Raw genomic sequence first — 20,540 nt, forward strand, 5'->3', positions numbered from 1 at the left:
CGAAGCGGCCCGGCGTCGGCCGGGCCGCTTTCCGCGAGCCGTCGGGGGTCGTCGGCGAACCTCGGTGCACCGCTCGCACGACCGGACGGAGGTCACTCCTCCACGGTCAGTCCCTTGCGCAGCCGTACCAGCGTGCGCGACAGCAGCCGGGAGACGTGCATCTGGGAGATGCCCAGTTCCTCGCCGATCTCGGACTGCGTCATGTTCGCCACGAAGCGCAGGGACAGGATCTTCCGGTCCCGGGACGGGAGCCGGGCGATCATCGGCTTGAGCGACTCGATGTACTCGATGCCCTCGATCCCGTGGTCCTCGTAGCCGATCCGGTCCGCGAGCGCGCCCTCGGAGTCGTCCTCGACGGGCTGGGCGTCCAGCGAGGAGGCCGTGTAGGCGTTCGAGGCGGCCATGCCCTCGACGACCTCCTCGGCGGAGATGCCGAGGCGCTCGGCGAGTTCTGCGGGCGTGGGGGCGCGGTCGAGCTGCTGGGCCAGTTCGTCGCCCGCCTTGGCGAGGTCGAGCCGCAGCTCCTGGAGCCGGCGCGGGACGCGCACGGACCACGAGGTGTCCCGGAAGAACCGCTTGATCTCGCCGATGATGGTCGGCATCGCGAAGGTGGGGAACTCCACGCCGCGGGCCAGCTCGAAGCGGTCGATCGCTTTGATCAGGCCGATGGTGCCGACCTGGATGATGTCCTCCATCGGCTCGCTGCGGGAGCGGAAGCGGGAGGCGGCGAACTTGACCAGCGCGAGGTTCAGCTCGACCAGGGTGTTGCGGACGTACGCGTGCTCGTGCGTCCCTTCCTCCAGCGCCTCCAGGCGCCCGAAGAGGGTCTTGGACAGGGCCCGCGCGTCCACCGGGCCGATCTCGTCGTAAGGGGGGATCTCCGGGAGCCCCGCGCAGGGGTCGAGGAGATCGATGGGATGATCCAGTTCGGCCGGTGGGGGTGTCGACGTCGCGATCGGGGTAGGCGATGCGTCGAGCCGGGGTGACATGGTGTCCTCCATCGTTCTCGGCATACGGCTGCCGAAGCCAGTACGTGCACTGCGGTGTGCGGCGCCTCCGAAGCCGGCGTGTAGGAGTGTGTGCCTTACTAGCCCTACCCGCTGTACCGAGCGGGTCGCAAGTGCCTTCTGTTCCGCTATGTCCGTTTCTGCGCGGATGTTCGGGTGTCGAAGTGCGCAGGGAAGGCGTAATGTTCGAGGGCATCAGCAGCCACGACCTCGGGAGAGAGAGACGGCATGGACCACGGGACGGTCGGCAGCGCACAGTCGGGCCGGCTTCTGGTGGAGGTGCGCGAAGAGGGCTCCAGCGCCGTTGTGACACCGGCGGGTGAGCTTGATCACCACACCGCCGATCTTCTGCGGGAGCCCCTCGACGACCTCCTGGCCAAGGGCTTCTCGCGGCTCGTGGTGGACTGCTCACGCCTGGAGTTCTGCGACTCCACGGGCCTGAACGTCCTGCTCGGCGCCCGGCTCAAGGCGGACGCCGCCGGCGGCGGGGTCCACCTGGCCGGAATGCAGCCGGTGGTCGCGCGCGTGTTCGAGATCACCGGTGCCGAGGCGGTCTTCACCCTCCACGACTCCGTGGAGGCGGCCCTGGCCGACGGTGCCGACTGATCCACCGTCCCTCCCCGCCGGCCCGGTCCGGGCACCGGCCTCCGCGGCGTCGCGCGTGTCACGCCAAACACGGGGGTGTTCCCTGGGATCGGCCGGGCAGGAGAGGGCAGAAGAACACAGGAGGCGTCCCGCAGGCCGCCGTCCGCCGGACCTCGCGAGGACCGGCGGACACCACGGACGCGGGACGCCGGCGAACGACCTGGACGGAACGAGCGTCCGGCGGACGGGCGGGAACGGGACCCCGCCCGCCGGACGGACGGCCGGACTCCGGTCGGTGCGACGGGCGGCCGGTGCCCACGGCCCGGTCCCGGCCGGACCGGCGGCGGGAGTGCCGGCCGGACCTGATGCCGGACCACGGACCGGACTGTTGACGGACTTTTGAATTCTGAACTGGTGAATCGGTGAGGTGAAGCGCTGATGAGCACCACCCGGCCTTACTCGCCGGGCGACCGCGGCCCGGAGCCCAGCGGCGCTTCCGGGGCGTCCGAGGAAGCCTCGCCGGCCGCCGGCGCGGCCACGGGGGCAGCCGCGCCGTCCGGGGCGTCCGCGCCGTCGGGCCCGGCCGCGCCGTCCGGGTCGTCCGGCCCGGCCGACGGCACCCCGCGGCCCGGTGGGCGGCAGGTGCGCAGACTCCGCCTGGAAGGCGAGAGCGGGGTCGTCCCGCTCGCCCGCGACTTCACCCGCCAGGCGCTGTACGCGTGGGGCTGGCTGCCCGCCGAGGGCGGTGACCAGCGGGCCGCGGCCGAGGACGTGCTGCTCGTGGTCTCCGAACTGGTCACCAACGCCTGCCTGCACGCCGAGGGCCCCGACGAACTCCGGCTCGCCTGCGACAACAAGGTGATCCGGATCGAGGTCTCCGACCGCGGCGCCGGCCAGCCGGCCCCGCGCAATCCGCACCGGGCCGGCCGGCCCGGCGGCCACGGCATGTTCATCGTGCAGCGGCTCTGCCTGGACTGGGGCGTCCTGCGCGTCACCGGTACGCCGGGCAAGACGGTCTGGGCGGAACTGGGCACCCCCGCCTGACGGCACCCCGCCTGACCGCGGCCTCCGCCCGGCCGCAGCCGCCCCCGCCCGACCGCGCGGGGCGAACGGCACCCTGGAACGCCAAGAGGGCCGCCGCATCCCCTGGATGCGGCGGCCCTCCCGGCTGTCCGGGGCGGCGGCTAGTTGACGTCGCCCATCATCTTCTTGACCTTGTTGCGGTACATCCACACCGCCGCGCCCGCGACCACCGCGAGCACCGCCTCCAGGGCGACGAAGCCCTTCCGGTCGAGGTTGACACCGCCTATGGCCGGGTTCGACAGCAGGGCGGTCACGGAGTCGCCCGCGGTCACCGCGAGGAACCAGACGCCCATCATCTGCGAGGCGTACTTCTTCGGCGCCATCTTCGTCGTCACGGACAGACCCACCGGCGACAGCGTCAGCTCGCCGACGGTCTGCACGAAGTAGATCGCGACCAGCCACAGCGCGGCGGCCTTGTGACCGCCCTCGGCGACGGACAGCGGGGCGAGGAAGACGAAGAAGGACGCGCCCACCAGCACCAGGCCGGAGGAGAACTTCACGATCGTGCTCGGCTCCTTGCCGCGCCGGTTCAGCCACAGCCACAGCCAGGCGAAGACCGGCGCCAGCGCCATGATCATGACCGGGTTGACGGACTGGTACCAGGAGACCGGGAAGTCCCAGCCGAGGACCGAGTTCTCGGCGCTCTTCTCGGCGAACAGCGACAGGGTCGAACCGCCCTGGTCGTAGATCATCCAGAAGACGGCGGCGGCGACGAAGAACCAGATGTACGCCGACACCTTCGTGCGCTCGGCCGTGTCGAGGTCCTTGTCCCGCAGCATCCGGGCGATGACCATGATCGGCACGATCAGGCCGATCAGGGTGAGCGGGATCAGCGCCCAGTTCAGGGTGAAGTGACCGGTGCCGCCGACGACGCCGTAGAAGACCGCGGCGGCGGCCAGCCAGATCAGGCCCTTGCGCAGCGTGGCGGCCCTCTCCTCGGCGGACAGCGGGGTCGGGACCTCGCTGCTCCTCGGGTTCAGGTGGCGGCCGCCCAGCAGGTACTGGGTCAGCCCCAGCGCCATGCCGAGCGCGGCCAGCGCGAAGCCCAGGTGCCAGTTGACGTTCTCGCCGATGGTGCCGATGACCAGCGGGGCGACGAAGGCACCGAGGTTGATGCCGATGTAGAAGAGCGTGAAGCCGCCGTCACGGCGCGGGTCCTGCGGACCCTTGTAGAGGTGGCCGACCATCGTGGAGATGTTGGCCTTCAGCAGACCCGAACCGATGGCGACGAGCACCAGGCCGACGTAGAAGCTGGCGGCGGCGGGCAGCGCCAGGCACAGGTGGCCCAGCATGATGACGCCGCCCGCGACGGCGACCGTCTTGCGGGGGCCGAGCAGACGGTCGGCGAACCAGCCGCCGGGCAGGGCGAGCAGGTAGACGAGCGACAGGTACACCGCGTAGATCGCGCTCGCCGTGCCCGCGCTGAGGTGCAGGCCACCCGGAGCCACCAGATACAGCGGGAGCAGGGCCCTCATGCCGTAGTAGGAGAAGCGCTCCCACATCTCGGTCATGAAGAGAGTGGCCAGTCCGCGGGGGTGGCCGAAGAAGGTCTTCTCGGAACCGGGGGTGCCCGGTCGGACCGAGTCCTTCGTCAGGCTGGACGCCATGGTCGTTCCTTGCTGGTCGGGACGCGCGGTAGAGCGTGCGCGCCCGGTGGGGGGCGGCCGGCACCGGCAGTCGGCCGCCCACCCCCACGCCCAGGGGGAGTCCGTTCCGGATCACGGAGCGGCGGACGGCGACCACCGGGATCCACGCCCCGCGACGCGTCGCTGCGTCCGGAGCCCGGCCAGAGGTCATTCCTTTCAAGGCTGATCATGATCAGCCCGCACACAAAAGAGACCTTCAGCGTATGTTCCCGCCAAAGGTCCCCGGTGTACTACAGGCGTTCAGGTCACCATACGGCAGGACACTGCCGGATATGGAAGGTCTTGAGACGGGGATCACAGGTGTCGGGGGAACCGCACGGGGGAATTCGAAGGTCTCTTCCACGATCGCATCCCCAGGTCAATGGTGTGTACCAGGGGCGCGTGAAGGTAAGAAGCCCTGCGGCCGATCACACCCCGGCACCGCGCACGGGCGGTCTACCATCACCTCATGACCCGTGTACTGCTCGCCGAGGACGACGCGTCCATCTCGGAACCGCTGGCCCGCGCCCTGCGCCGGGAAGGTTACGAGGTCGAGGTGCGCGAGGACGGACCCGCCGCGCTCGACGCCGGAATGCAGGGCGGCGTCGATCTGGTCGTGCTCGACCTGGGCCTGCCCGGCATGGACGGCCTGGAGGTCGCCCGCCGGCTGCGCGCCGACGGCCACACCGTGCCGATCCTCATCCTGACCGCGCGGGCCGACGAGGTGGACACCGTCGTCGGCCTGGACGCGGGCGCCGACGACTACGTCACCAAGCCGTTCCGGCTCGCCGAACTGCTCGCCCGGGTCCGGGCGCTGCTGCGGCGCGGCGCCGCGGAGCCGCAGCAGCCGCCGGCCACGCACGGGGTGCGGATCGACGTCGAGTCGCACCGCGCGTGGATGGGCGACGAGGAGCTCCAGCTCACCGCCAAGGAGTTCGACCTGCTGCGGGTGCTGGTGCGCGACGCCGGCCGCGTGGTCACCCGGGACCAGCTGATGCGCGAGGTCTGGGACACCACCTGGTGGTCGTCGACCAAGACCCTGGACATGCACATCTCCTGGCTGCGCAAGAAGCTGGGCGACGACGCGGCGAACCCCCGGTACATCGCCACCGTGCGCGGCGTGGGCTTCCGGTTCGAGAAGAGCTGAGCCCGGGTTCGGGCGATCACCACGGGTAAAGGACCATGCGCCGACGTCTCATCCAGTCCACCCTCGCCGTCGTCCTGGTGGTGATCGCCGTCTTCGGCGTCTCCCTCGTGATCGTGGAGACGCGGACGATCAGCAACAGCGCCCAGGAACGGGTGGAGTCCGAGGCGGTGCGGCTGGCCAGCATCGTGGACAGCCGGATCCTCGCCGCGGAGAACGTCAACGCGGACGTGCTGCGCAACCCGGTCAGCAAGGAGCAGTACGCGGTCATCAGCATGCCCGGCAAGCCGCCCATCGAGATCGGCAGCAGGCCCGAGGGCGACACCATCCACTCCACGCAGCACGGCGAGGAGGGGGAGACGGTCACCGTGCAGGAGCCCCGCTCCGCGGTGACCCGGGAGGTCGGCCGGACGCTGCTGATCATCGGGCTGGTCGCGCTGCTCGCGGTGATCGCGGCGGTGCTGCTCGCCGTACGGCAGGCCAGCCGGCTCGCCTCCCCGCTGACCGACCTCGCCGAGACCGCCGAACGCCTCGGCTCCGGCGACCCGCGCCCGCGGCACAAGCGGTACGGCGTCCCCGAGCTGGACCGGGTCGCCGATGTGCTGGACTCCTCCGCCGAGCGGATCGGGCGCATGCTGACGGCCGAGCGGCGCCTCGCGGCCGACGCCTCGCACCAGCTCCGCACCCCGCTCACCGCGCTGTCCATGCGGCTGGAGGAGATCACCCTCACCGACGACCCGGACACGGTGAAGGAGGAGGCCACCATCGCGCTGACCCAGGTGGAGCGGCTGACCGACGTGGTGGAGCGGCTGCTGACCAACTCGCGCGACCCGCGCACCGGCTCCGCGGTCTCCTTCGACCTGGACGAGGTCATCCAGCAGCAGCTCGCCGAGTGGCGGCCCGCCTACCGCAGCGCCGGCCGGGCCGTGGTCAGCTCCGGGAAGCGGCATCTGACGGCGGTGGGCACACCGGGCGCGGTCGCCCAGGTGCTGGCCGCGCTGATCGAGAACTCGCTGATGCACGGCGGCGGCACCGTCGCCCTGCGCACCCGGGTCACCGGCAACCAGGCCGTGATCGAGGTGACCGACGAGGGGCCGGGCGTGCCGGCCGACCTCGGCGCGCGGATCTTCGAGCGGACGATCAGCGGGCGGAACTCCACGGGCATCGGCCTGGCCGTCGCCCGGGACCTCGCGGAGGCGGACGGCGGCCGGCTGGAACTGCTCCAGGCGCAGCCGCCGGTGTTCGGCCTGTTCCTCTCCCGCACGGCCCCGGCGCGGAAGGCGGACGAGGACCGGCCGATGGTCCGCTGACCCGCCGCCGGGCGTCCGCTACGGCACGCGCTGGTGGCGCGGCGCCGGCTGTGAGGGACCTTCCAGAATCGATTCCGCATCCGCCCCGGCCGGCAGCGCCCGGAACACCCAGCTTCGGTACGACCAGAACCGGAACAGCGTCGCGACGCCGATGCCGACGAACTTCCAGACGTTGTTCTGCAGCGGGCTGTCCCAGCCGAGACCGTAGGTCGCCAGGAACAGCACCCCGTTCTCGATCACCAGGCCGGCCAGGCTGAACAGCAGAAACAGCATCAGTTCCCGGGTGCGCCCGCTCTTGTCGCGGTCCCGGTAGGTCCAGTACCGGAAGCCGACGTAGTTGAAGACGATGGCCACGACGGTCGCGATGACGCTCGCGCGCACCACCGGCAGGTCGGAGACGTGCCGGACCAGGTTGAACACACCGAGATTGACCAGGACGCCGGCGGCGCCGACGGCGCCGAATCTGACCACTTCGCGTACGAGCCGTTGCACCCCCGAGGAACGAGGTTCCATGGCTGTGCAGCTCCCGTCGGTAGGTTTCGTCAACCCCGCCATGCTAGCCGTGCGGGGCCGCCGCCGCCCTGCGGACCGGGCCACGGCCCGCGAAGGGGCCGCCGCGCTCCGGCCGCCCCGGCGCGGCCGATACGCTAGGGGTGTGACGTTCCCGGTAGTCGGCATGGTCGGCGGGGGGCAGCTCGCGCGTATGACGCACGAGGCGGGCATCCCGTTGGGCATCAGGTTCAAGCTCCTCAGTGACACTCCTCAGGATTCCGCGGCGCAGGTCGTGAACGAAGTCGTCATCGGCGACTATCGCGACCTGGACACGCTGCGCGAGTTCGCGCGCGGGTGCGATGTGATCACCTTCGATCACGAACACGTACCCACCGAGCACCTCAGGGCGCTCGAAGCGGACGGCATCCCCGTGCGCCCCGGCCCCGACGCGCTGGTGCACGCCCAGGACAAGGGCGTGATGCGCGCGCGGCTGGACGCGCTCGGCATCCCGTGCCCACGGCACCGGATCGTCGCCGATCCGGGAGATGTCGCCCGGTTCGCGGCGGAGGGCGACGGCTTCCCGGTCGTCCTGAAGACCGTCCGCGGCGGCTACGACGGCAAGGGCGTGTGGGTCGTGCGCAGCGCCGAGGAGGCCGCCGACCCGTTCCGCGCCGGCGTCCCGGTCCTCGCCGAGGAGAAGGTCGACTACGTCCGCGAACTCGCGGCCAACGTCGTCCGCTCCCCGCACGGCCAGGCCGTCGCCTACCCGGTCGTGGAGTCCCGGCAGGTCGACGGCGTCTGCGACACGGTGATCGCGCCCGCGCCCGGCCTGGAGGAGGACCTCGCCCTGCACGCCGAGCGGCTGGCCCTGACCATCGCCAAGGAGCTGGGCGTCGTCGGCCACCTCGCCGTCGAGCTGTTCCAGACCCGCGACGGCCGCGTCCTGGTCAACGAACTCGCGATGCGCCCGCACAACTCCGGCCACTGGTCCATGGACGGCGCGATCACCTCGCAGTTCGCCAACCACGTCCGCGCGGTGCTGGACCTGCCGCTGGGCGATCCGCGCCCGCGCGCCCCGTGGACGGTCATGGTCAACGTCCTGGGCGGCGACTACCCGGACATGTACTCCGCGTACCTGCACTGCATGGCCCGCGACCCCAAGCTGAAGATCCACATGTACGGCAAGGACGTGAAGCCCGGCCGCAAGGTCGGACACGTCAACACCTACGGCGACGACCTGGACGACGTGCTGGAGCGCGCCCGTCACGCAGCCGGCTACCTGAGAGGCACGATCACCGAATGAGCCCCGTTGTTGGCATCGTCATGGGGTCCGACTCGGACTGGCCCGTCATGGAAGCCGCCGCGAAGGCCCTGGGCGAGTTCGAGATCGCCTACGAGGTCGACGTCGTCTCCGCGCACCGCATGCCCCGCGAGATGATCGCGTACGGCGAGCAGGCCGCCGACCGCGGCCTGAAGGTGATCATCGCGGGCGCGGGCGGCGCCGCCCACCTGCCCGGCATGCTCGCCTCCGTCACCCCGCTGCCGGTCATCGGCGTGCCCGTGCCGCTGAAGTATCTGGACGGCATGGACTCGCTGCTGTCCATCGTGCAGATGCCGGCCGGCGTCCCGGTCGCCACGGTCTCCGTCGCCGGTGCCCGCAACGCCGGCCTGCTCGCGGCCCGCATCCTCGCCGCCCACGACGAGGACCTGCTGCACCGGATGCGCGACTTCCAGCAGGACCTCAACGACCAGGCCACCGAGAAGGGCAAGCGGCTGCGCGCCAAGGCCGAGGGCGCGAGCGGCTTCGGCTTCGGGAAGTGACGCCGTGACCGCACTGGAGGAGGCCCGCGCGCTGCTGCGCGAGTTCCCGGTCGCCGACGGCCACAACGACCTGCCGTGGGCGCTGCGCGAACAGGTCCGCTACGACCTCGACGCCCTGGACCTCGCCGGGCACCACCCCGGCCGGCTGCACACCGACCTGCCGCGGCTGCGCGCGGGCGGTGTCGGCGCCCAGTACTGGTCGGTGTACGTGCCGTCCGACCACCCCGAGCCGGTCGCGGCCACCCTGGAGCAGATCGACTGCGTCCGCCGGATGCTGGACCGCTACCCGGCGGACCTGGCGCCCGCGCTGACCGCCGCCGACCTGGAGGCGGCCCGCACCGAGGGCCGCATCGCCTCCCTCATGGGCGCCGAGGGCGGCCACTCCATCGCCAACTCCCTGGGCACCCTGCGCGGCCTGTACGCGCTCGGCGTGCGGTACCTGACGCTCACCCACAACCACAACGTGGACTGGGCGGACTCCGCGACCGACGTGCCCCGGGTCGGCGGCCTGACCGCCTTCGGCCGCGAGGTGGTCCGGGAGATGAACCGGCTCGGCATGCTGGTCGACCTCTCCCACGTGGCGGCCACGACCATGCGGGACGCGCTGGACGCCACCGCCGCGCCGGTGATCTTCTCGCACTCCTCCGCCCGCGCGGTGTGCGACCACCCGCGCAACATCCCCGACGACGTCCTGGAGCGGCTGCCCGCCAACGGCGGCGTGGCGATGGTGACGTTCGTGCCCAAGTTCGTCCTCCAGGCGGCCGTCGACTGGACGGCGGCGGCCGACGACAACCTGCGCGCCCACGGTCTGCACCCCCTGGACACCGGCCCGGAGGCGATGCGGCTGCACCGCGCCTTCGAGGAGCGCAACCCGCGCCCGGTCGCCACGGCGTCCACGGTGGCGGACCACCTGGACCACATGCGCGAGGTGGCCGGCGTCGACCACCTCGGCATCGGCGGCGACTACGACGGCACCGCGTTCACGCCGGACGGCCTGGACGACGTCTCCGGCTACCCGAACCTCGTCGCCGAGCTGCTGGACCGCGGCTGGTCCCGGACCGACCTGGCCAAGCTGACCTGGCAGAACGCGGTGCGGGTGCTGGGCGCGGCGGAGGACGTGGCCCGCGGCCACCAGGCCGCGCGCGGTCCGTCCGTGGCCACCATCGAGTCGCTGGACGGCCCGCGCGGCGAGAGCTGACCGGGTGACCCCCGAACGCGCCACTCACCAGGAGAGTTCCCTCCGCTCCGTGCGACCGTGTCGGTACGCCGGCCGGAGCCGCCGTAGCTCACGGCCGGCGTAGCCGCCGACGACGTACGGAGCCCGCCATGGCCGACCTCCAGGACGACATCCCCCTCGCCACCGAGGTCGGCCGGGACGACGGCCTGCCGGACGGCCCGCGCCCGGCCGGGCCCGGCGGCGGCTACGGCCCGCCGCCCCGGCCGGCCGGGGAACTGCTGGAGCGGGCGCGCGCCGTGCTCGCCGCCCACCCGGTCGCCGACGGCTACAACGGCCTGCCCTGGGCCCTGCGCCGGCTGCCCCGGTACGACCTGGAGCTGGGTGAGAGCGCCGTCGACACCGACCTGCCCCGGATGCGCGAGGGACACGTCGGCGCGCTGTTCTGGTCGCTGCACCTGCCCGACGGACCCGGCCGCGACCGCCCGGTGACGGCGACCCTGGAACAGCTCGACCTGGTCCGCACGGTCGTCGGGGCCCATCCGGAGGGGCTGCGGCTGGTGCGCACCGCCGGGCAGGTCATCGACGCCCGCAACCGCGGCCGGGTCGCCGTCGTGCTGGGCCCCGCGCACGGCGCCGCGCTGGACGGCTCCCTCGGCCTCCTGCGCGTCCTGCACGCCCTCGGGCTGCGCGTGCTCAGCCTCGCGGGCACCGCCTGGGCCGGCGCGTCCGGCCTGACCCGGTTCGGGGAGGAGGTGGTGCGCGAGATGAACCGGCTCGGCGTGCTCGCCGACGTCAGCGGCGCCGGTCCGGCCACCGTCGAGCGGACCGCCGCCCTGTCCAAGACCCCGGTGCTGTGCACCCGCTCGGCCGCCCGCGCCCTGCGCCCGCACCCGGCCAACCTGTCCGACCAGCTCCTCGCCGTGCTGGGCGGGGCGAAGGGCCTGTGCATGGTGCCGCTGACCGCCGAGCAGACCGGCCCGGCCGTCCCGGACGTCGCCGATCACCTGGAGCACATCCGTGACGTGGCCGGCCCCGAGTGCGTCGGCCTGTCCGGCACCTACGACTGCGGGGCCGTCCACCCCCGGGACCTCGCCGACGCCTCCCGCTACCCGCACCTGATCGCCGAGCTGCTCAGCCGCGGCTGGTCCGAGACCGAGCTGGCCCTGCTGACCTGGGGCAACGTCCAGCGGGTGCTGCGCAGCGCGGACTTCACGGCCCGGGCCGCGCAGCACCGCCGGGAGCCGACGGCGCCACCCCGGACGACCGGCCTGGACGGGACTTAGGGCTCCTCGATCCGGCACAGGCAGAACGGGTGCCCGGCCGGGTCGGCGTAGACCTGGAAGTCCTTCTTCTCGCGGTCCTCCAGGTCCAGCGGGCGGGCGCCGAGCGCGAGCACCCGCTCGTGTGCCGCGTCGACGTCCGCCCAGGTCGGGCCGGCGTCGAAGTCGAGGTGGAACTGCTGGCCGTTGCGGTCCGCGCGCGGCCACTCCGGCGGGGTGTGGTCCTCGGCCCGCTGGAAGGCCAGCCGGGGCCCGTCCGGCACCCGCAGGACGACCCAGTTGTCGTCCTCGGCCTGCGGGGTGCCGCCGGCCACCGCCGCGTAGAAGGCGGCCAGCGCGTGCGGGTCGGGGCAGTCGAGGACGATGCTGCGCAAACGGGCCACGGAAGCCATCAGGGTCCCTCCGGTCGTCTTCGGAAAGCGCCGCTAACCGGCGCACAGACAGAACGGGTGCCCAGCGGGGTCGGCGTAGACACGGAAGGTCCGGGACCGGTCCGCCGTGTCCAACGGCCGCGCGCCCAGCTCCAGCACCTCCTTCTCGGCCGTGTCCAGGTCGTCCACGGTCAGGTCCAGGTGGAACTGCTGGCCGTTGCGGTCCGCCCGCGGCCACTCCGGAGGGGTGTAGCCCACGGCCTGCTGGAAGGCCAGCGTCCGCCCGTCGGGCAGGTTCAGGTCCACCCACTCGCCGTGCCCCTCCACCGTGCCGCCCAGCACGGCGGCGTAGAAGCCGGCCAGCGCGTACGGGTCGGGACAGTCCAGGACCACGACGTCCAGCTTGGCGAGAGCCATGACTACCTCCTTGCGTTGCCTGTACAGACGGGTAACCGGAAACGGTGGCAGCGAGACCCGCACCGGCGCGCCGGACACGCCGGTGCCGGCCGCCGGTGCCGGAGGCGGGCGCGCGGGGGCCGTGCCGCGCCGGGGGGAAGGGCCGTGCGGCGTGGCGGCGATGGGGCAGAATTGCGCACGGACGCCGGTTCGGCCGACTGAGCCTCGGCCGAACCGGCGTCACCCGGCCCGGCCCCGTGCCCTCAGGCCGTCGGACGGCCCATCGCCCGGTAGGTCCAGCCGGCCCGCCGCCACAGCTCCGGGTCGAGCGTGTTGCGTCCGTCCAGCAGCACCCGGGCCGCCGCGGCCTCGCCGAGCACCGCCGGGTCCAGCTCGCGGAACTCCCGCCACTCGGTCAGGTGCAGGACCACGTCGGCGCCCCGGACGGCCGCCTCGGCGGAGTCGGCGTAGCCCAGCGTCGGGAAGACCTTGCGGGCGTTGTCCATGCCCTTCGGGTCGTACACCGTCACCTGTCCGCCCTGGAGGTGGATCTGGCCGGCCACGTTCAGCGCGGGCGAGTCGCGGACGTCGTCCGAGTCCGGCTTGAAGGTGGCGCCGAGCACCGCGACCCGCTTGCCGAGGAAGGAGCCGCCGCCCAGCGCCTCCCGGGCCATCTCCACCATCTGGCCGCGCCGGCGCATGTTGATGGAGTCGATCTCGCGCAGGAAGGTCAGCGCCTGGTCGGCGCCCAGCTCGCCCGCGCGGGCCATGAACGCCCGGATGTCCTTGGGCAGGCAGCCGCCGCCGAAGCCGATGCCGGCGCGCAGGAACTTGGCCCCGATCCGGTCGTCGTAGCCGATGGCCTCCGCGAGCCTGGCCACGTCGCCGTCGGCGGCCTCGCACACCTCCGCCATCGCGTTGATGAAGGAGATCTTGGTGGCGAGGAAGGAGTTCGCGGCCGTCTTCACCAGCTCCGCGGTCGGGAAGTCGGTGACGACGAACGGCGTGCCGGCCGCCAGCGGCGTCGCGTACACCTCGCGCAGCAGCTTCTCCGCGCGCTCGCTGCGCACGCCGACCACGATCCGGTCCGGGTGCAGGGTGTCCTCGACGGCGAAGCCCTCGCGCAGGAACTCCGGGTTCCAGGCCAGCTCGGCGTCGCCGCCCGCGGGGGCGTGCGCGGCGAGGTAGGCGGCCAGCCGGTCGGCGGAGCCCACCGGCACGGTCGACTTGCCGACCACCAGCGCCGGGCCGCGCAGATGCGGGGCCAGGGAGGCGATCGCGGAGTCCACGTAGGACATGTCGCAGGCGTACTCGCCGTGCTTCTGCGGGGTGTTCACGCACACGAAGTGCACATCGCCGAAGGCGCCCGCCTCGGCCCAGTCCGTGGTGAACCGCAGCCGGCCGGAGGAGCCCTCGATCCCGGCCACGTGCCGGCGCAGCAGCTCCTTCAGTCCCGGCTCGTACATCGGGGTCTCGCCGCGCTCCAGCAGGGCGATCTTCTCCGGTACGACGTCCAGGCCCAGCACCTCGAAGCCCAGCTCGGCCATGGCCGCGGCGTGCGTGGCGCCTAGGTAGCCGGTGCCGATCACGGTGATCTTCAGGCTCATGGGTGCTCCAGCTCGGGTCCGTCGGTGGTGCGCGGTCATGCGCGCCCGAGCATATCCGGGCCTCTCACCGGGCAACTTCGCCGCTGTCGCGTAGCTCACGTAGGCGTGTGGGAGCGGGGCAACTAAAATTTGAGTTACTTAACGGTAATTAGCGTCAAGTATCACTGCGTCTTTGGAGCGTGAGAGACCGTGGCCGGATCGGCTGAGTTCGACCTGTACCGCCCGTCCGAGGAGCACGACATGCTCCGGGACGCCGTCCGCTCGCTGGTCGAGGCGAAGATCGCGCCGTACGCCGCGGCGGTGGACGAGGAGGCCCGCTTCCCGCAGGAGGCGCTGGACGCCCTGGTGGCCAACGACCTGCACGCCGTGCACGTCCCCGAGGAGTACGGCGGCTCCGGCGCCGACGCGCTCGCCACGGTCATCGTGATCGAGGAGGTGGCCCGCGCCTGCGTCTCCTCCTCGCTGATCCCCGCCGTGAACAAGCTGGGCTCGCTGCCGGTGATCCTGTCCGGCTCCGAGGACCTGAAGAAGAAGTACCTGGGCCCGCTGGCCAAGGGCGACGTGATGTTCTCGTACTGCCTCTCCGAGCCGGAGGCGGGCTCGGACGCGGCCGGCATGAAGACCAAGGCCGTCCGCGACGGCGACCACTGGATCCTCAACGGCGTGAAGCGCTGGATCACCAACGCGGGCGTCTCCGAGTACTACACGGTGATGGCCGTGACCGACCCGGAGAAGCGCTCCAAGGGCATCTCCGCCTTCGTCGTCGAGAAGTCCGACCCGGGCGTCTCCTTCGGCGCCCCGGAGAAGAAGCTGGGCATCAAGGGCTCCCCGACCCGCGAGGTCTACTTCGACAACGTCCGCATCCCCGCCGACCGCATGATCGGCGAGGAGGGCACCGGCTTCCTGACGGCCATGAAGACCCTGGACCACACCCGCATCACCATCGCCGCCCAGGCCCTCGGTGTCGCCCAGGGCGCCCTCGACTACGCCAAGGGCTACGTCCAGGAGCGCAAGCAGTTCGGCAAGCCGATCGCCGACTTCCAGGGCATCCAGTTCATGCTGGCCGACATGTCCATGAAGATCTCGGCGGCCCGCGCCCTCACCTATCAGGCCGCCGCCGCCTCCGAGCGCGGCGATGCCGACCTCACCTATCTGGGCGCCGCCGCCAAGTGCTTCGCCTCGGACATCGCGATGGAGGTCACCACCGACGCCGTCCAGCTCCTCGGCGGCTACGGCTACACCCGCGACTACCCGGTGGAACGCATGATGCGCGACGCCAAGATCACCCAGATCTACGAAGGCACGAACCAGGTCCAGCGGATCGTCATGGCCCGCAACCTGCCGTAACCCCCGCGGTTGCGGAACCCTGTGGAAGGCGCCCCTCCGGGCGCCTTCTCGTTTTTCCGGCTCCCCCGGTGGGCCGGGGGCCGACGTGCGGGGTGGCTGTGCCGGACGTAGGACGGAAGCAGACGGGCCCGTTCCGGGCCCCGCCTTCCAGGAGGAGCCATGACCCAGTCGCAGTCGCAGTCGCAGTCGATGCCTGCCCTCACCGCGCAGATGCAGGAGTGCATCGAGGCCTGCATGAGCTGCCACAGCATGTGCGAGGAGACCATGAGCGCCTGCATGCAGAAGGGCGGCCAGCAGCAGATGCAGATCATGCGCGCGCTGATGGACTGCTCCGAGGCGACCCGCATGTGCGCCGACATGATGATGCGCCGCTCGCCCATGTCCGCCGACATGTGCGCGCTGTGCGCCAAGGTGTGCGACATGTGCGCCGAGGCGTGTACGGCGATGCCGGACGATCAGCAGCTGATGCGCTGCGCGGAGGCGTGTCGCCGCTGTGCGCAGACCTGCCGGGCGATGGCGGGCGCCGGCAGCATGTGAGCTGCGCGCACCACGGCCGGGGGCGTCCGCCACGGGTGCCCCCGGCCGTGGTGCGCATGCCCTAGTTCCCGGAGACGGTGACCTTCTCGTCGTTGTTCAGCTCGTCCACCAGGGTCTTCACCTTGGCCTTGTCCCAGAGGAGGTTGCCGCCGACCGAGCCGGAGATCGGCATGTTCATCGAGGTGCCGTCACCGCCGCTGACGCCCTTCATCGCCCAGAACATCGAGGCCAGGTCCCACAGGGACATGTCCTTGTCGACGATCAGGGAGTCCAGGCCCGCGCCCATGGTCGGGTAGAGCTTGAACGGGTTCAGGATCGTCGAGGGGGTGGCCACCTGGTGGGCCAGGGCGGCCAGGAACTTCTGCTGGTTCTTGGTGCGCTGGAGGTCGGACGCGGCGAACGCGTGCCGGGTGCGGACGAAGGCCAGGGCCTGCTGGCCGTCCAGGGTCTGCTTGCCCGCCTCGAAGTCGGCGCCCGACCACTTGTCCTTGAAGCCCTTGTCGATGTCGATCTCGACACCGCCCACCGCGTCCACGATGCCGGCGAAACCCTGGAAACCGATCTCCACGTAGTGGTCGATGTGCAGCCCGGTGTTGGCCTCTATCGCGCGGACCAGCAGCGTCGGCCCGTCCTCCGCGTAGGTCGCGTTCAGCTTCGCGTGCCGGCCCTGCGCCGGGTAGACCTTCCCGGACGTCGAGCCCTCGTACGAGGGCACCACCACGTCCGAGTCGCGCGGCAGCGAGATCAGCGTGTCGCCGTTGCCGCCGACGTGCAGGATCATCATCGAGTCGGTGCGCTTGCCCTCGGCGCCGCCGGTGTGCAGCTTCTTCTCGTCCTCCTTGGACATGCCCTCACGGCTGTCCGAGCCGACGATCAGGTAGTTCGTGCCGTCGCCCCCCTCGGGCCGGTCGATGACCTTGGACAGGTCCACCTCACGGCGCAGCTTGGAGTCGGCCCAGAAGTAGGTCGAGACCGAGGTGACGACCACCACGGCCGCCAGCGTGATCGCGGTCCACTTGATCCGGCGCCGCCAGTCCGGCGCGGGACGCGGGGCGCGGCCGGGCGTGCCCGGGGTGCCGGCACCGCCGCCGCCGGGCGTGCCGTAGACCTGGCCGGTGTTGTAGCCGGCGCCGTCGTCGTGCCCCCGGCCGTCGACGTACGACGGCTGGCGCGGCACACCGGCCTGGTGCGGCGGCGCGGCCGGGCCGGGCTCGCCGTACGCCGAGCGCGGTCCGGGCGGCACCGCCGGGCCGCGCCGCACCTGACGCATCACGCGGGCGCTCTCCGGCTGCGCGCCGGCGCTGCCGCGTCCGTAGCGCGGGCCGCGGTTGTCGTCGGACCATCCCTCGGGCCAGTCATTCATGGGCCCCAGTGTGCCGGGCGCCGGTATGTCCCGTACAAGGGCTGTCGGAAAATCAGGGCGGTGCTGTTGCGAAGCCGACACAAAGTCCGCGAATGGTCCCTCGGCATAAGGTGGAGGGCATGACAGACCAGGCCATGGAAGCGGAACCGGACCAGGAGACGGACATCCCGGGCAAACCCACGTCCGCTTCGCGCACCACCCTCAGCCACATCATGACCCACAACGACACCAACCTGCTGGGCACGGTGCACGGCGGGGTGATCATGAAGCTGGTCGACGACGCGGCGGGCGCCGTGGCCGGCCGGCACTCCGGCGGCCCCGCCGTCACCGCGTCCATGGACGAGATGGCGTTCCTCGAGCCGGTCCGCGTCGGCGACCTGGTCCACGTCAAGGCGCAGGTGAACTGGACCGGCCGTACGTCCATGGAGATCGGCGTCCGGGTCCTCGCCGAACGCTGGAACGAATCCGCGCCGGCCACCCAGGTCGGCTCCGCCTATCTGGTCTTCGCGGCCGTGGACGCCGACGGCAAGCCGCGCCGGGTGCCGCCGGTCCTGCCCGAGACCGACCGCGACCGCCGCCGCTACCAGGAGGCCCAGATCCGCCGCACCCACCGCCTGGCCCGCCGCCGGGCCATCCGGGAACTGCGCGAGCGCAGGACGGCGGAGGGGTTCGCGGAGTAGACGGGGAGCCCCGCCCCGCTCAGCACGTCACCTCGTTGCCGCGCACGACGTTCTGCTCCGGCCGGCCCGGGTCGTCGAAGCGGACCTGGCGGACGTTGGTGAAGTCGGTGCCGGCCGTCACCTTCAGCAGCGGGCCCTGGCCCGGCACCGCGCGCAGCTCGCTGCCCGGCAGGGCCGCGGCCAGGGAGCGGGCGGAGCGGTCCCAGCGCGGGTCGTAGAAGACCACCGTGCGGGGCGCGTGGGCCGGCGCGGTGACCGGCTGGCGGGTGGTCGCGAAACCGGTCGCCGCCAGTGCCGCGTCGACCCGCTTGCCCAGCCCGGCCGTGCCGCTGCCGTTCGCCACCTGCACCCGGACGGTGTCCGGGGCCACCTCCACCGGCACCGGGGCGGGCGCCGGGGACCGGCGCGGGCGGTCCGTGCTCAGCGGCTTGTCGTCGCGCAGCGCGCCGAACAGCCGCGCCGCCTTCGCCGGGTCCCACTTCAGGGTCGAGCCGAGGCCCTTGACCCGGTAGTCGAGCTGTCCGATGGGCACGGTGGTGAACTCGGAGGAGGACGGCGAGAAGTTCCGCATCGCCCGGCCGAGGTCCAGCAGCTCGTCGGTGCCGAAGCCCGCGTCCGCGCGGACCGAGCCCAGCACGGCCCGGGTCACGTCCCGGAACCGCATCGGGTTCAGCAGCACCCCGGAGGAGGTCGCCTTGTCGATCAGCGCGGCCAGGAACCGCTGCTGCCGCTTCATCCGGCCCAGGTCGCTGGCCCCGTCGACATGCCGGGCGCGGACGTACTGCAGCGCCCGCCCGCCCGGCAGGACGTGCCGGCCCGGCGCCAGGTCGAGCCCGGTGTACCGGTCCTTCAGCGGGGTCGGCGTGCACACCTCGACCCCGCCGAGCACGTCCACGGTCCGCATGAAGCTGGTGAAGTCGACCTCCAGATAGTGGTCGATCTTCACATGGGTCATGTTCTCGACCGTGCGGATGGTCAGCTGCGGACCGCCCTCGGCGTAGGCCGCGTTCAGCTTCACCGGGTGCGGGCCGTGGTGCCGTCCCGAGGTCTGGTCGACGTGCGCGGGGATCTCGGCGTAGGAGTCACGCGGCAGGCTCACCACCGTGGCCCGCTCCCGGTCCTCGGCGATGTGCACGATCATCATGGTGTCGGTGCAGTGGCAGGGCTCGCCGCCCAGCCGGTAGGCACGCCGGTCCCGCTCGCTGATCTTGTCCCGGCCGTCGGTGCCGACCAGCAGGACGTTCATGCCGTGGCCGCCCCGGGGCCGGTTCTTCATGTCCTTGAAGGCGTCGATCCGGGCGATGCCCGCGTCCAGGCTGCTGACCACGGCGTGGCCGATCCCGGCGGAGGCGAGCACCACCACCGACAAGGTGGTGAGCGCCCGCATGGCCCAGCGGGGCCGCCGGGGCGGCCGGACGGGCCGCACGGGCCGCTCGGGCGGGCGCGGCACACGGCGGGGCGGCTGCGGGCGGCGCTGCGAGGGCGCCGGGGACCGGGGCGGGCTGGACAAGGAGGACACCTCCGGACGAGGCCGTACGCGGGATCCGGGAGCACAGTAGGCCGATACGATCTCCAGCCCGCGCCGCAGGCCCGGCGGCGCGCATCCGTGTCCCCCGTTCGCGGTAACGTGAGGCTCCTATGAACGCCAAGCCCGACGTGCGGCTCCCCGCTGTGTCCGTGATCATGCCCGTCCTCAACGAGGAGCGGCATCTGCGCGGGGCCGTCCAAGCGATCCTCGCGCAGGAGTACGCCGGCGAGCTGGAGGTCGTGATCGCCCTCGGTCCGTCCACGGACCGCACGGACGAGATCGCCGCCGAGCTGGTCCGCGCGGACCCCCGTGTGCACACCGTGCCCAACCCGTCCGGCCGCACCCCGGCCGCGCTGAACGCGGCGATCAAGGCCTCCCGGCATCCGGTCGTGGTCCGCGTGGACGGCCACGGCATGCTCTCGCCCGACTACATCGCCACCGCCGTGCGGCTGCTGGAGGAGACCGGCGCGCAGAACGTCGGCGGCATCATGCACGCCGAGGGCGAGAACGACTGGGAGCGCGCGGTGGCCGCCGCGATGACCTCCAGGATCGGCGTCGGCAACGCGGCCTTCCACACCGGCGGCCAGGCCGGCCCCGCCGAGACCGTCTACCTCGGGGTGTTCCGGCGCGCGGCGCTGGAGCAGCAGGGCGGTTACAACGAGGAGTTCATCCGCGCCCAGGACTGGGAGCTGAACTTCCGCATCCGCGAGGCGGGCGGACTGATCTGGTTCTCGCCCGAGCTGAGGGTGTCGTACCGGCCGCGTCCGTCCGTGCGCGCGCTGGCCCGGCAGTACAAGGACTACGGCCGCTGGCGGCACGTCGTCGCCCGCTACCACTCGGGCTCCATCAACCTGCGCTACCTCGCCCCGCCCGTGGCCGTGTGCGCGATCGCGGCGGGCCTGGTCGCCGGCGTGGCGCTGACCCCGTGGGCCCTGGTGGTCCCCGGCGGCTACCTGGCGGCGATCGTCGCGGGCTCCGTCCCGGCCGGCCGGGGACTGCCGGCGGCGGCCCGGCTGCGGATACCCGTGGCCCTCGCCACCATGCACATGTCCTGGGGCTGGGGCTTCCTGACCAGCCCGAAGTCGCTGGCCCGCAAGGTCATCGCCTCCCGCCGGCCGGCCGTCGCGAACTGAGCGTCCGCCAGGGCCCCGTCCGCGCGGGAGGGGGCCCTGTCAGCGCCGGCGGCC

Annotated in this window: 20 protein-coding genes; 12 read left to right on the forward strand and 8 right to left on the reverse strand. The window is 72.2% G+C overall.

All coding sequences use genetic code 11. The features are described 5' to 3' along the window. Window positions 1–92: 92 nt before the first annotated feature. Window positions 93–989, reverse strand: a complete 897-nt coding sequence (locus ACZ4SV_RS34780) for an RNA polymerase sigma factor SigF (RefSeq protein WP_468010600.1) — start codon at window positions 987–989, stop codon at window positions 93–95. A gap of 246 nt (window positions 990–1,235) precedes the next feature. Here ACZ4SV_RS34780 and ACZ4SV_RS34785 point away from each other — a divergent pair, with 246 nt between their 5' ends. Next, on the forward strand, window positions 1,236–1,613 hold the full coding sequence (locus tag ACZ4SV_RS34785; RefSeq protein ID WP_468010464.1) for an STAS domain-containing protein: 378 nt from the start codon (window positions 1,236–1,238) through the stop codon (window positions 1,611–1,613). Window positions 1,614–2,030: 417 nt separating this feature from the next. Beyond that, window positions 2,031–2,636 (forward strand): ATP-binding protein, encoded by a 606-nt coding sequence (locus ACZ4SV_RS34790; protein ID WP_365880612.1) that lies wholly within the window; start codon window positions 2,031–2,033, stop codon window positions 2,634–2,636. 140 nt (window positions 2,637–2,776) lie between these two features. On the opposite strand, the gene ACZ4SV_RS34795 is transcribed toward ACZ4SV_RS34790, so the two are convergent. Then, window positions 2,777–4,282: a peptide MFS transporter gene (locus ACZ4SV_RS34795; protein ID WP_397938039.1), complete on the reverse strand. Its 1,506-nt coding sequence runs from the start codon at window positions 4,280–4,282 to the stop codon at window positions 2,777–2,779. A 487-nt stretch (window positions 4,283–4,769) separates the two neighbouring features. Here ACZ4SV_RS34795 and ACZ4SV_RS34800 point away from each other — a divergent pair, with 487 nt between their 5' ends. Both ACZ4SV_RS34800 and ACZ4SV_RS34805 read left to right on the forward strand, forming a co-directional pair. Beyond that, window positions 4,770–5,447, forward strand: coding sequence for a response regulator transcription factor (locus tag ACZ4SV_RS34800; protein ID WP_030653180.1), 678 nt, complete (start codon window positions 4,770–4,772; stop codon window positions 5,445–5,447). Window positions 5,448–5,482: 35 nt separating this feature from the next. After that, window positions 5,483–6,754 (forward strand): ATP-binding protein, encoded by a 1,272-nt coding sequence (locus ACZ4SV_RS34805; RefSeq protein ID WP_397938042.1) that lies wholly within the window; start codon window positions 5,483–5,485, stop codon window positions 6,752–6,754. Between the two features lie 18 nt (window positions 6,755–6,772). Here ACZ4SV_RS34805 and ACZ4SV_RS34810 read toward each other — a convergent pair whose 3' ends face one another. Then, entirely contained in the window at window positions 6,773–7,267 is a 495-nt protein-coding gene (locus ACZ4SV_RS34810) for a GtrA family protein (protein WP_397938044.1), read from the reverse strand. 142 nt (window positions 7,268–7,409) lie between these two features. Between ACZ4SV_RS34810 and ACZ4SV_RS34815 the strand changes: the two genes are divergently transcribed. From ACZ4SV_RS34815 to ACZ4SV_RS34830, 4 genes are all read left to right on the forward strand, one after another. Continuing rightward, window positions 7,410–8,549, forward strand: coding sequence for a 5-(carboxyamino)imidazole ribonucleotide synthase (locus tag ACZ4SV_RS34815; RefSeq protein ID WP_468010475.1), 1,140 nt, complete (start codon window positions 7,410–7,412; stop codon window positions 8,547–8,549). After that, a complete protein-coding gene (gene purE / locus ACZ4SV_RS34820) occupies window positions 8,546–9,067 on the forward strand; it encodes a 5-(carboxyamino)imidazole ribonucleotide mutase (RefSeq protein ID WP_365880602.1) in 522 nt (173 codons plus the stop codon). The genes ACZ4SV_RS34815 and purE overlap by 4 nt, the downstream gene beginning before the upstream one ends. A gap of 4 nt (window positions 9,068–9,071) precedes the next feature. Next, window positions 9,072–10,265 carry a dipeptidase gene (locus ACZ4SV_RS34825; protein ID WP_468010480.1) on the forward strand — a complete coding sequence of 398 codons (1,194 nt, stop codon included), beginning with the start codon at window positions 9,072–9,074 and terminating at the stop codon, window positions 10,263–10,265. Between the two features lie 128 nt (window positions 10,266–10,393). After that, window positions 10,394–11,527: a dipeptidase gene (locus ACZ4SV_RS34830; protein ID WP_468010485.1), complete on the forward strand. Its 1,134-nt coding sequence runs from the start codon at window positions 10,394–10,396 to the stop codon at window positions 11,525–11,527. Here ACZ4SV_RS34830 and ACZ4SV_RS34835 read toward each other — a convergent pair. From ACZ4SV_RS34835 to ACZ4SV_RS34845, 3 genes are all read right to left on the reverse strand, one after another. Next, a complete protein-coding gene (locus ACZ4SV_RS34835; protein WP_468010489.1) occupies window positions 11,524–11,916 on the reverse strand; it encodes a VOC family protein in 393 nt (130 codons plus the stop codon). The two genes, ACZ4SV_RS34830 and ACZ4SV_RS34835, sit on opposite strands and share 4 nt — an antisense overlap. A 33-nt stretch (window positions 11,917–11,949) precedes the next feature. After that, window positions 11,950–12,312 (reverse strand): VOC family protein, encoded by a 363-nt coding sequence (locus ACZ4SV_RS34840; RefSeq protein WP_468010493.1) that lies wholly within the window; start codon window positions 12,310–12,312, stop codon window positions 11,950–11,952. Window positions 12,313–12,554: 242 nt separating this feature from the next. Further along, complete coding sequence (locus ACZ4SV_RS34845; RefSeq protein ID WP_397946038.1) at window positions 12,555–13,898, reverse strand: UDP-glucose dehydrogenase family protein; 1,344 nt, start codon at window positions 13,896–13,898, stop codon at window positions 12,555–12,557. 189 nt (window positions 13,899–14,087) lie between these two features. Here ACZ4SV_RS34845 and ACZ4SV_RS34850 point away from each other — a divergent pair, with 189 nt between their 5' ends. Continuing rightward, on the forward strand, window positions 14,088–15,245 hold the full coding sequence (locus ACZ4SV_RS34850; RefSeq protein ID WP_468010500.1) for an acyl-CoA dehydrogenase: 1,158 nt from the start codon (window positions 14,088–14,090) through the stop codon (window positions 15,243–15,245). Between the two features lie 159 nt (window positions 15,246–15,404). Next, window positions 15,405–15,782 carry a four-helix bundle copper-binding protein gene (locus ACZ4SV_RS34855; RefSeq protein ID WP_468010503.1) on the forward strand — a complete coding sequence of 126 codons (378 nt, stop codon included), beginning with the start codon at window positions 15,405–15,407 and terminating at the stop codon, window positions 15,780–15,782. Between the two features lie 61 nt (window positions 15,783–15,843). Here the strand turns inward: ACZ4SV_RS34855 and ACZ4SV_RS34860 are convergent, their stop codons facing one another. Beyond that, a complete protein-coding gene (locus ACZ4SV_RS34860; RefSeq protein ID WP_468010508.1) occupies window positions 15,844–17,145 on the reverse strand; it encodes an LCP family glycopolymer transferase in 1,302 nt (433 codons plus the stop codon). A gap of 92 nt (window positions 17,146–17,237) precedes the next feature. Here ACZ4SV_RS34860 and ACZ4SV_RS34865 point away from each other — a divergent pair, with 92 nt between their 5' ends. Then, the gene (locus ACZ4SV_RS34865; protein WP_468010512.1) at window positions 17,238–17,825 is read left to right on the forward strand and encodes an acyl-CoA thioesterase; all 588 of its coding nucleotides are present in this window, start codon (window positions 17,238–17,240) and stop codon (window positions 17,823–17,825) included. 19 nt (window positions 17,826–17,844) lie between these two features. On the opposite strand, the gene ACZ4SV_RS34870 is transcribed toward ACZ4SV_RS34865, so the two are convergent. Beyond that, the gene (locus ACZ4SV_RS34870) at window positions 17,845–19,335 is read right to left on the reverse strand and encodes an LCP family protein (protein ID WP_468010516.1); all 1,491 of its coding nucleotides are present in this window, start codon (window positions 19,333–19,335) and stop codon (window positions 17,845–17,847) included. Between the two features lie 128 nt (window positions 19,336–19,463). Between ACZ4SV_RS34870 and ACZ4SV_RS34875 the strand changes: the two genes are divergently transcribed. Next, on the forward strand, window positions 19,464–20,486 hold the full coding sequence (locus tag ACZ4SV_RS34875; protein ID WP_365883602.1) for a glycosyltransferase family 2 protein: 1,023 nt from the start codon (window positions 19,464–19,466) through the stop codon (window positions 20,484–20,486). Window positions 20,487–20,540: the final 54 nt, after the last annotated feature.

The sequence above is a fragment of the Streptomyces sp. NPDC027672 genome, from assembly GCF_055566335.1.